This window comes from Ruegeria sp. AF8 (assembly GCF_056541825.1).
This window is the reverse complement of the sequence record NZ_JBQFYW010000062.1, coordinates 1-2006: the sequence shown is the minus strand read 5'-3', so window position 1 is coordinate 2006 and position 2006 is coordinate 1. Positions and strand designations below refer to the sequence as shown.

General features: G+C 56.3%; 2 protein-coding genes. One reads left to right on the top strand and one right to left on the bottom strand.

What is annotated here, in order from left to right; all coding sequences use genetic code 11:
* Window positions 1–93: 93 nt before the first annotated feature.
* Window positions 94–1011, bottom strand: coding sequence for a LysR family transcriptional regulator (locus ACR0AO_RS25330; protein WP_480609771.1), 918 nt, complete (start codon window positions 1009–1011; stop codon window positions 94–96).
* Window positions 1012–1100: 89 nt separating this feature from the next.
* Here ACR0AO_RS25330 and ACR0AO_RS25325 point away from each other — a divergent pair, with 89 nt between their 5' ends.
* Window positions 1101–1883 (top strand): aspartate/glutamate racemase family protein, encoded by a 783-nt coding sequence (locus ACR0AO_RS25325; protein ID WP_480609768.1) that lies wholly within the window; start codon window positions 1101–1103, stop codon window positions 1881–1883.
* Window positions 1884–2006: the final 123 nt, after the last annotated feature.

Here is a 2006-nt window from a genome sequence, read left to right as displayed (position 1 = left end):
GGACAAAGTGCCAATTCGCTGCGTCTTCACCGACGACTGGAAACTGAGCAATGCGACCGCGCTATCAGACCGCCAAGGAAGGAACGCCGCGCGTTAGACATCGCTTTTTTGTATACGTAGATGATCTACTAAGTGCCTCTCGAAATCCGTTGGATGATGGATGTCGCTGGTCACAATTCCAAGCGTCCGAACCAATTTTCTGTCTTTCAGAGGAATGGCAACAAGGCCGGGAAGTTCGCAAACCCTTGCAGCCCTTTCCGGCACCACAGCCACGCCCATGTTCTGACGGATCATTTGGAAGCCGGTCAGCAATTGTCGAACTTCCGCAACAGTTTTTGGTTCGACGCCAGCTCTTGCTGTGATGGTTGACAGCCAGTCATGTGACGTTGTGCCGGAAGGAAAGCGGATCATTGGTTGCGAAAGTATGGCAGTGTCATCAATCTCGGTAGCCTTGGCCAAGGCGTTTTGATCGGACATCACGACGCAAGCAAAATTCCGATGCAGCGCTTCGAAACGCAACCCGGGCGACGGAACGAACACGCTGGTGATGGCGAAATCAATATCTCCGTCCCGGACCAATTGAAAACTCTCCTCATCGTCGATTTCCGATATGTCGAGGATGTGGTTTGGAAATCTTTCCCGCACCGACTGAAATGCCGACGCCACACTGAGGGCTGCATAGGAGGCTGGGCTTGCGATCCGCAGGATCTGCAGGGTCCCCCGGCCAAGTGAGGCCAATTGATCCAAGATGGCCCCATTACTCGACAGAAACCGGCGGAAGGCCGGTAGCAATGCTGCGCCTCCTGGGGACAGCCGCAGCCCCTCCTTGTCTCGCACCAGGAGGCTAATCTCAAGTTGCTCCTCCAGTTGCTTGATGTGTTGTGAGACAGCAGGCTGGGTCAGCCCCAACACCTTTGCAGCCACCGAAAACGAGCGGTGCTCGGCCACTGCGAGCACGCTGCGGACACGCCGCACTGAGAGTTCTTCGCGCCGCGATCCGGCTATAAGCACATCGTCACCCTAATAATGAAACATTATTTTTCTAGATTTTCATAAGAGAGTATCAGGTGGCAATCCACAAAACCGCGAGGAACCAGGTGATGTCAGCGCACGATCCGGCAATTCAGCGCATACACGCCCGAAAAAACCACTGCTGTTACGGCATGGGGCTCGGGATCATCATTCTGGACGATGTCTACCCGGGATTCCCCGGCGACGTTCGAAACGCCAGCGCCCATCCCTTCCCGATCCAGTATGAAATCGCCGAGGGGGTCGACATCAAACAGCTGGTCAGGGGAGAGCGGAAACAGGGTCTGCTGGACCCGGTGTTGGTAGCGGCGCGCAAGCTTGAACGCATGGGATGTCGCGCGATTGCGGCGGAATGCGGTTACTTCGCGTGGTTCCAGAAGGAAATCGCCAGTGCGGTGAGTGTTCCGGTTTTTGCTTCGAGCCTCTTGCAGGTGCCATTGGCCCAGACGATTGTCGGCTCCGATAGCGTTGTTGGTATTCTAGTCGCCGAAGGTGATCAACTGCAGGATCGGCATCTTGCGTCGGTGGGAGTGCAACTGGGATCGAACTACGTCGTCCTCGGGGCAAAGGATAATGGTAAGTGCCCGCAGTTCGACAGCCTCTGGACCAAGGACATGCGACCGGACATACCCACGGCGGACTATTCCAAGGCCGAGCAGGATATCGTATCGGTTGCCAAGGAATTTGCCGCGGCACACCCTTCAATGGGTGCGATGGTGCTCGAATGCACAGGCTTTCAGCCGTTCGCACGCGCCATCCAGCGAGAGATCGAGATGCCGGTGTTCAGCTGGTCAACGCTGCTCGACTATGCCTATTCGGTCGCAGCGCACCGCGACTTCTACGGGCACGTGTAGCGAGTCAAAGGTTCATGAGTTGCCGACACGGCGAAACCGTGCGGTCACCCGAATTTTGCGAACGTCTGCTAATGGAGCGTCGGTTCTGTTGAGTTGAGTCGCAGCATCGCGCGATTCGGGCTC